This is a genomic window from Aeromonas molluscorum 848, from assembly GCF_000388115.1.
Classification (GTDB): Bacteria; Pseudomonadota; Gammaproteobacteria; order Enterobacterales; family Aeromonadaceae; genus Aeromonas; species Aeromonas molluscorum.
Genome location: NZ_AQGQ01000189.1, coordinates 1 through 7,166, shown reverse-complemented (window position 1 = coordinate 7,166; position 7,166 = coordinate 1). Strand labels below are relative to the sequence as shown.

Below are 7,166 nucleotides of genomic sequence, written 5' to 3'. Positions count from 1 at the left end.
GAGTGCCTTGAGCATATCGGCGCAGATGGTGTAATCGCGCATGTCCGCAGCAAAACCGAGGGCCACATTGGCCTCGACCGTATCGGCCCCTTGATCTTGCAGATGATAGGCGCGGATCTTGTTGAGCAGACCTATGCCACGTCCTTCCTGACGAACATAGAGGAGCACGCCGCGACCGGCTTCGGCAATATTCTGCAGGGCTGCCTGCAGTTGAAAGCCGCAGTCGCAGCGCAAACTGAACAGGGCATCGCCGGTCAGGCACTCGGAATGAATGCGGCCGAGTACGGGGTCATCCCCGCTGACATCGCCCATCACTAGGGCGGCATGATCTTTACCGGTGCCAACTTCCTGGAAGCCCACCAGGGTGAAGGTGCCCCAAGGGGTTGGCAATTTGGATTTGGCCACGAGAGTAATGCTACTCATGGGGTACTCCTTAACAACGAGGACGCGAAAAAAGGGGATCAGTTTAGCGCGCCTCGCGCTCCGCGACCATCAGAACCCGTCAGGAAGAGCCTGAATCCCTAGAAGAAATCCTGTACACAAAAAGCTCAGTTGCGACAGCTTTTACACGGAACTGTGCGTTGGCGACTGCCAGAGACCTCACATTTGGGTATACTCTGCGCCCATTACCTCATCCCCACCGGGATGATGCGCAACATCAAGTGCAGGAGATATGATATGCCCCATATGGCCCCCGTAATGACAGTTGATGGCCCGAGCGGTGCCGGTAAAGGCACACTGTGCCAGTTGCTGGCCGAACAGCTGGGCTGGCAGCTGCTGGATTCCGGTGCCATCTACCGGGTTCTCGCCCTGGCGGCGCTGCACCATGATGTGGAGCTCGAGAGTGAAGCGGCGCTGGTCCCCCTGGCTGCCAATCTTGATGTGCAGTTCCCTGTTGAAAATGGCCAAATGAAGGTAGTACTGGAGGGTGAGGACGTATCTCGTACCATCCGCACCGAGACGGTAGGCAATGCGGCCAGCAAGGTTGCCGCCTTCCCGCGCGTGCGCGAAGCCCTGCTGCGCCGTCAGCGCGCATTTCGTCAGGCCCCGGGTCTCATCGCCGATGGGCGTGATATGGGCACAGTGGTTTTCCCCGAGGCCGAGATCAAAATTTTCCTTGACGCAAGCGCCGAGGAGCGGGCCCAGCGCCGCTATAAGCAGTTGCAAGATAAGGGCTTTGATGTTAACTTTGAGCGTCTTTTAGCCGAGATTCAGGAACGTGACGATCGCGACAGAAATCGTGCCGTAGCGCCACTGAAAGCGGCTGAAGATGCCCTGGTGGTGGATTCCACCGCGCTGACCATCGATGAAGTACTGGCAACGGTCTTATCTTATGCGAAGCAACAACTCAATGATGTCAGCTCACGCTGACATCGGTCGTCTGCGCCAAGGATGGAGCAGATTATTTCAAACAGCCCCGCTGGTGCCGGATTGCTAGTGGATGTTTCACTTGTGACACAAACAATGATCGAATCTTTTGCTCAACTCTTTGAAGAGTCCCTGAATTCCGTTGAAACCCGTCAAGGTTCCATCGTTAAGGGTACCGTCGTTGGTATCAAGAACGGTTTCGTACTGGTTGATGCCGGTCTGAAATCCGAGTCTGCCATTCCTGCTGAAGAATTCAAGAACGCCCTGGGCGAGCTGGAAATCAGCGTAGGTGACACTGTCGACGTAGCTCTGGACTCTATCGAAGATGGTTTCGGCGAAACCAAGCTGTCCCGCGAAAAAGCCAAGCGCCACGAAGCCTGGCTGCAGCTTGAGAAGGCTTACGAAGAGCAAGCTACCGTTATCGGTATCATCAACGGCAAGGTCAAGGGTGGTTTCACCGTTGAACTGAACGGCATCCGTGCCTTCCTGCCGGGTTCTCTGGTTGACGTGCGTCCGATCCGTGACACCGCTCACCTGGAAAACAAAGAACTCGAGTTCAAGGTCATCAAGCTGGACCAGAAGCGCAACAACGTTGTTGTTTCCCGTCGTGCCGTGATCGAAACCGAGAACACCTCCGAGCGCGAAAGCCTGCTGGCCAACCTGCAAGAAGGTCAAGAAGTTAAGGGTATCGTCAAGAACCTGACCGACTACGGTGCATTCGTAGATTTGGGCGGTGTTGACGGCCTGCTGCACATCACCGACATGGCGTGGAAGCGTGTTAAGCATCCTTCCGAAATCGTCAACGTTGGCGACGAGATCTCCGTCAAGGTACTGAAGTTCGACCGCGAGCGTACCCGTGTATCTCTGGGTCTGAAGCAGCTGGGCGAAGACCCTTGGGTTGCTATCGCCAAGCGTTACCCGGAGACCACCCGTCTGTCTGGCCGCGTGACCAACCTGACCGACTACGGCTGCTTCGTTGAAATCGAAGAAGGCGTTGAAGGCCTGGTACACGTTTCCGAGATGGATTGGACCAACAAAAACATCCACCGTCCAAAGTTGTCAACGTTGGCGACCTGGTAGATGTCATGGTCCTGGATATCGACGAAGAACGTCGTCGTATCTCCCTGGGTCTGAAGCAGTGCAAATCCAACCCATGGCAGCTGTTTGCCGAAACTCACGCCAAAGGCGACCGTGTTTCCGGCAAGATCAAGTCCATCACTGACTTCGGTATCTTCATCGGTCTGGATGGCGGCATCGACGGCCTGGTTCACCTGTCTGACATCTCCTGGAACAACCAGGGCGAAGAAGCCGTGCGTGAATTCAAGAAAGGCGACGAGATCGAAGCCGTTGTTCTGCAAGTGGATCCGGAGCGTGAGCGCATCTCCCTGGGCGTCAAGCAGATCGAAGAAGACCCGTTCAACAAGTACCTGGCTGACAACAAGAAAGGTGCTATTGTGATCGGTAAGGTTACCGAGGTTGATGCCAAAGGTGCCGTGATCGAACTGGCTGACGGCGTTGAAGGCTACCTGCGTGCCTCCGATGCAGCCCGTGACCGTGTAGAAGACGCGACTCTGGTTCTGTCTGTTGGTGACGAAGTTGAAGCTAAATTCATGGGCGTTGATCGTAAGAACCGCACCGTAAGCCTGTCCGTCCGTGCTAAGGACGAAGCTGACGAGCGTGTTGCTATCGATAGCCTGAACCAACAAGAAGAAGTTGTGTTCAGCAATGCTATGATGGAAGCGTTCAAAGCAGCCAAGGGTGAGTAATCCTTGATGCAAGAAAAGGGCGGCATCACGCCGCCCTTTTTTATTTTTACGTAATGAATATTGCATGTGATCGGGGAAGGAGATTTAACGTTATGACCAAATCAGACCTCATCGAACAACTGGCTGCGAGCCGCATGCATATGCCGGCTAAAGATGTTGAGGCCGCTATCAAGGAGATCCTTGAGCAGATGGCATCGACCCTGCAAAATGGCGATCGGATTGAGATCCGCGGTTTTGGCAGTTTTTCTCTGCACTATCGTGCTCCGCGAGTCGGGCGCAATCCCAAGACTGGCGACAAGGTGGAATTGACGGGCAAATATGTCCCGCACTTCAAGCCGGGTAAAGAGTTACGCGAACGCGTCAACCTCGTTGAATAATGCAGAAAACGGCATACCTGAGTATGCCTTTTTTGTTTTCGTCTCTTTAATTGTGTCAATTCGCTTGTTTCTGAAAGTCTTTTTCCTTTCTCTCTAGAGTCTGTCGTGGATTTTAAGGATAATCATCAGGTCTTTTTCGATACTGACAGGAAGATCCTATGAAGCGTATCTTGGCCCTTATCCCCCTGGTGTTGGTCTTTATCTTCACCCTGGCCCTCGGCTCACAGAATGGTCAGTTGGTGCAATTCAACTATCTGATTGCCCAAGGCGAGTTTTCTCTTTCCCTCTTGCTTGGTCTCTTTTTCGGTACTGGCTTCCTGCTTGGCTGGCTGGTATTTGGCCTCTTATTCCTGCGTCTCAAACTGCAGAATCGCACCTTGAATCGTACCGTGCGTAGGCAATCTCGCCAGTTGGAATTAGCCACTGCATCGGACAAGGGGTCCGGTAAGGAATAACGCTCCTCCATGCTTGAACTGCTTTTCCTGTTGTTACCCATTGCAGCCGGTTACGGCTGGTATATGGGGCGCAGGAGTGTTCGCCAGGACACCCAGAAACAGAGCAACCAGTTTTCCCGCCAATATGTGGCGGGCCTTAACTATTTGCTCTCCGACGAGTCTGACAAGGCTGTCGATCTCTTCATTCAGCTGCTTGAAGTCGACAGCGACACCATTGAAACCCATCTATCCCTCGGCAATCTGTTTCGCCAGCGTGGCGAGGTCGATCGCGCCATCAAGATCCATCAGAACCTGGTCAGTCGTGAGCTGACTCGCGAACAGCGTCAGCTTGCCCTCCAGGAGCTGGCGCGGGATTTTCTGGCCGCAGGTCTACTCGACAGGGCTGAGGCCATCTGGGTTGAGCTGTGTGAGGATGCCGATTTCGAGGAGACTGCGCTCACGCAGTTGCTGATCATTCATCAACAGCTGCGAGATTGGCAGCAGGCTATTCTGGTTGCCCAGCGTCTGCAGAAGTTCCCCGGCAAGAAGCTGGCCGATCGCATCTCCCATTTTCATTGCGAGCTGGCCGAGCAGGCGCTGATGGATGGTGACCTGAATGAAGGGCGTGCTCGTTTAAGAAAGGCGCTGGGGGTCAATCCCCATTGCGCTCGAGCCAGTCTGCGCCTGGCCAGGCTGGACATGGCAGAGGGCGATTATCAGCAAGCGAGTCGCGAGCTGCTGCGAGTCTTTGAACAGGATATCGATTTTGCCTCGGAAGCCATGCCACTGCTGAGTGACTGCTACGAGCAGTTGGGGCGCAGTGCCGAGCTGATCCCGCTGCTCGAGAAGGCGGTGGAAGATCACGCCGGAGTGAGTGTCACTCTGGCTCTGGCCAAATTGGTGGGAGAGCGTGATGGCTTGAACCAGGCTCGTGCTCTGGTATTGCGCCAATTGCGTCGCCACCCCTCCATGAAGGGGTTCTACCAGCTGGTAGGCTTCCAGCTTGCCAGTGCAGAGCCGGGGCCCGCCAAGGAGAGCCTGGAGCTGTTACAACAGCTGGTTGGCGAGCAAATCAAAATAAAATCAACCCACAAGTGCCGCCAGTGCGGCTTTGCCACGCACTCCTTGTTCTGGCAATGCCCCTCTTGTCGGCAGTGGGGTTCCATCAAGCCGATCCGTGGTCTGGACGGTGAATAACCTATAGGAAGAGAGATGTTAGATCCCAAAGTTCTGGTTGCGCTGGATTATCAGTGTGAAGCCGATGCCCTGGCCTTCGTTGAACGGGTCTCACCGGCCCAGTGCCGTCTCAAGGTTGGCAAGGAGATGTTTACGTTGTTTGGCCCCCAGTTCGTGCGCCAGCTGGTTGCCAAGGGGTTCGACGTCTTCCTGGATCTGAAGTTTCACGATATCCCCAATACGGTCGCCAAGGCCGTTGCGGCCAGCGCCGAACTGGGTGTCTGGATGGTGAACGTGCATGCCAGCGGGGGAGAACGCATGATGCAGGCCGCAAAGGAAGCTCTCGCACCTTATGGTGATAAAGCACCGCTGCTCATCGGCGTGACGGTATTGACCAGCATGGAGCAAGACGATTTGCGCGGTATTGGCCTGGATATCAGCCCGGCCGAGCAGGTGCTGCGCCTGGCTCGCCTTGCCAAGGTATCAGGACTCGATGGCGTGGTATGTTCTGCCAACGAGGCGAAGGCGTTGAAGGCCGAGTTGGGTGATGAGTTCAAGCTGGTGACTCCTGGCATACGCCCTGTGGGCGCGGCGCAGGGAGATCAACGTCGGGTGATGACGCCGAGTGAGGCTATGGCTGCGGGTGCGGACTATCTGGTGATAGGACGTCCGATCACCCAATCTGGCGATCCGGCCCTGACGCTTACGGAAATCAACGACGATCTCGCCAGCCACTAACCAGTAGCGTGAGCAGGCCAAGCACCAGGCCTGCTCCCGCACCAACCAGATGTGATCCTATGTGTACCTTGGCCCCGATCAGCATGGCAGCCGGGCCATCCCCGCCAGAGTAGTGATCCAGCCCCAGCTTGATGGCAATCCCAAGCAGCATGAGCCACCCCGAATGACGGCGGTGACGAATGTCTTGAATGGCCCCCCAAACGAAGAGTCCATGCAGCATGCCGGACAGACCCATGTACCATTGGGTGTGCGGATAGCCATACCAAAGGCCCAGGCCAACGGCGAGACTGAGCACGGTCAGCAGCAGTGGCAAGGCCCAGCCCTGCAGGTAATCACAGAACAAGGCGTAGAGCACCAGCAGACCGGCGAGGTTGAGCAGTAGGTGCCACAGATTGGTGTGAGCCAGATTGCCTGTTATGATGCGCCACCCTTCGCCCTGAGCTATCAGCGTCCGGTTGAAGGCGATGAGGTCATTTGGCACGGTAAAGAAGAGGATCAGGCAGGCGAGTGAAAGCGTGATGAGCCAGAATAGCCCAGATTTGACTGACAACATGAAAGGGCCCAACGAACAAAATAGTCGCTACTGTACACGCTGCGCTCGCGCCCTTAAAGCTTGTCTATGCGAATATATTTATCCGGTTGAGAATCGGGCTCCCCTGGTCATTTTGCAACATCCGACTGAGGTGGGGCACCCCAAGGGAACCGCAGCCCTGCTGGCCGCCAGCCTGACTCAGGCTCAGATCTGGGTCGGGGAAGCGTTCGGCGAACACCAGGCGTTGGCGCAGTTGCTGACCAGTCGTCCCTGTTTTCTGCTCTGGCCCGATGAGCAGGCCCGGTCTCTGGCCGAGTTGCGGGCCTTGCCCCCGACCTCATCCCATGAGGAGCCTTGCTTTGTGCTGCTCGATGGCACCTGGCGCAAGGCGTATAAAATGCTGCAACTGAACCCGGCTCTGGCCGCCTTGCCGCGCATTGCCCTCGCCACCGCCGAAGGCCAGTACCTTATACGCAAGAAGCCTTTTGCCACGGCTTTGTCGACCCTTGAGGCGGGCTATCATCTGTTATCGCAATGGGAGGGCGACGCTGCCAAATACGCCCCTTTGCCGAGTCTATTCCATCGTCTCAACGAGCAGTGGCTCTCCTATTCGACGCGCAAGCCAGCGAGCTTGCGCCCTTAAGAGGATCTATCAAGTGAAAAAAGCAGTTGTCGTGTTCAGTGGCGGTCAGGACAGTACCACCTGTCTGGTACAGGCCAAGGCGCAATATGACGAGGTTCACGCCATTACCTTCGATTATGGCCAGCGCCATCT

General features: G+C 55.8%; 9 protein-coding genes and 1 pseudogene. 8 read left to right on the top strand and 2 right to left on the bottom strand.

The features are described from left to right. Positions 1-423, bottom strand: a 423-nt coding sequence (gene ribA / locus G113_RS17840) for a GTP cyclohydrolase II (RefSeq protein ID WP_005908131.1), incomplete at its 3' end; no start/stop codon positions are given. Positions 424-678: 255 nt separating this feature from the next. Here ribA and cmk point away from each other — a divergent pair. The 6 genes and pseudogenes from cmk to pyrF all read left to right on the top strand — a co-directional run bounded on the left by cmk (position 679) and on the right by pyrF (position 5,859). Next, the gene (cmk, locus tag G113_RS17835) at positions 679-1,371 is read left to right on the top strand and encodes a (d)CMP kinase (RefSeq protein ID WP_005908130.1); all 693 of its coding nucleotides are present in this window, start codon (positions 679-681) and stop codon (positions 1,369-1,371) included. Between the two features lie 93 nt (positions 1,372-1,464). Next, positions 1,465-3,134 (top strand): annotated as a pseudogene (rpsA, locus tag G113_RS17830) (30S ribosomal protein S1). Positions 3,135-3,226: 92 nt separating this feature from the next. Next, on the top strand, positions 3,227-3,511 hold the full coding sequence (ihfB, locus tag G113_RS17825; RefSeq protein ID WP_005908129.1) for an integration host factor subunit beta: 285 nt from the start codon (positions 3,227-3,229) through the stop codon (positions 3,509-3,511). A gap of 158 nt (positions 3,512-3,669) precedes the next feature. Next, positions 3,670-3,966: a LapA family protein gene (locus tag G113_RS17820; protein WP_005908128.1), complete on the top strand. Its 297-nt coding sequence runs from the start codon at positions 3,670-3,672 to the stop codon at positions 3,964-3,966. Between the two features lie 9 nt (positions 3,967-3,975). Further along, the gene (gene lapB / locus G113_RS17815) at positions 3,976-5,142 is read left to right on the top strand and encodes a lipopolysaccharide assembly protein LapB (RefSeq protein WP_005908127.1); all 1,167 of its coding nucleotides are present in this window, start codon (positions 3,976-3,978) and stop codon (positions 5,140-5,142) included. A gap of 15 nt (positions 5,143-5,157) precedes the next feature. Then, entirely contained in the window at positions 5,158-5,859 is a 702-nt protein-coding gene (pyrF, locus tag G113_RS17810) for an orotidine-5'-phosphate decarboxylase (RefSeq protein ID WP_005908125.1), read from the top strand. Here the strand turns inward: pyrF and rrtA are convergent. Next, positions 5,834-6,412: a rhombosortase gene (gene rrtA / locus G113_RS17805; RefSeq protein WP_005908123.1), complete on the bottom strand. Its 579-nt coding sequence runs from the start codon at positions 6,410-6,412 to the stop codon at positions 5,834-5,836. The two genes, pyrF and rrtA, sit on opposite strands and share 26 nt — an antisense overlap. Between rrtA and G113_RS17800 the strand changes: the two genes are divergently transcribed. Further along, entirely contained in the window at positions 6,378-7,034 is a 657-nt protein-coding gene (locus G113_RS17800) for a tRNA-uridine aminocarboxypropyltransferase (protein WP_407919108.1), read from the top strand. The genes rrtA and G113_RS17800 overlap by 35 nt on opposite strands. A gap of 13 nt (positions 7,035-7,047) precedes the next feature. After that, positions 7,048-7,166, top strand: a 119-nt coding sequence (locus G113_RS17795; RefSeq protein ID WP_005908121.1) for a 7-cyano-7-deazaguanine synthase, incomplete at its 3' end; no start/stop codon positions are given.

Bases quoted from the DNA above. Each gene is read 5' to 3' on its own strand.
- cmk (WP_005908130.1), top strand. From the start codon at position 679: ATGCCCCATATGGCCCCCGTAATGACAGTTGATGGCCCGAGCGGTGCC.
- ihfB (WP_005908129.1), top strand. From the start codon at position 3,227: ATGACCAAATCAGACCTCATCGAACAACTGGCTGCGAGCCGCATGCAT.
- G113_RS17820 (WP_005908128.1), top strand. From the start codon at position 3,670: ATGAAGCGTATCTTGGCCCTTATCCCCCTGGTGTTGGTCTTTATCTTC.
- lapB (WP_005908127.1), top strand. From the start codon at position 3,976: ATGCTTGAACTGCTTTTCCTGTTGTTACCCATTGCAGCCGGTTACGGC.
- pyrF (WP_005908125.1), top strand. From the start codon at position 5,158: ATGTTAGATCCCAAAGTTCTGGTTGCGCTGGATTATCAGTGTGAAGCC.
- G113_RS17800 (WP_407919108.1), top strand. From the start codon at position 6,378: ATGAGCCAGAATAGCCCAGATTTGACTGACAACATGAAAGGGCCCAAC.
- rrtA (WP_005908123.1), bottom strand. From the start codon at position 6,412: ATGTTGTCAGTCAAATCTGGGCTATTCTGGCTCATCACGCTTTCACTC.